The organism is Bartonella sp. TT29SHDZB (genome assembly GCF_042193395.1).
Classification (GTDB): Bacteria; Pseudomonadota; Alphaproteobacteria; order Rhizobiales; family Rhizobiaceae; genus Bartonella.
In genome coordinates, this window is record NZ_JBHILQ010000144.1 from 1 (window position 1) to 636 (window position 636).

1 protein-coding gene is annotated in these 636 nt (G+C 40.3%); it reads right to left on the bottom strand.

All coding sequences use genetic code 11. From position 1 onward, the window contains the following. On the bottom strand, positions 1-636 hold a 636-nt coding region (locus tag ACFIJJ_RS10015), incomplete at both ends, for a tyrosine-type recombinase/integrase (protein WP_375646851.1).

The following is a 636-nucleotide window of genomic DNA, read 5'->3' on the forward strand; positions in this document are numbered from 1 at the left end:
AATGGGGTTGCCTCTAAGACCAGAAAAGAGAAAACCATTCTTTTCAAAGGGGAGAGTTTTTTCAATAACTCTCAAAGCTTCATCACTTAGTGGCACGCGAAAGTCTGAAACTTTCCCTACAATACCTTTCATGTTTTCTTTTGGTATCGTCCATATATCTTTATCTATTTGTTCGAGACGCAAATAGCGCAATGGATACGACCGTACTCCAGTCAAAATCAAGAGCTTCAGTGCTAAATTTGAAAGGATATTATCATCCAAGCTCTGATAAAATGCCGGAACTTCTTGCCATGGCATAGCAGGAATATTTGTTGGTGTAGCACGGGGTTTTCCCAAAAGGGCGCGTGCTTTCATACAAGCTTGTAGATCAACTTCCAAACCAAGAGCCGCCGCATATTTCAAGCAAATGTTAATACGGTTTAACGCTTTTCGTGCTGTATCTGCTTTTTCATGCCAAAGGGGTGAGAGAACATTGCGAATGATATTAGCCGTTAATTTTTCTATAGATAGGCTGCCTATGTGTGGAATCACGTGCAACTCTAGTGGAGAAAACCAGCGGCCGTTTTTACCTTCATTTTTCAACTCTGCTTTTTTGCTTTCAAAAGCCGCTTTTGCAATTTCTTGAAAAATATTGCT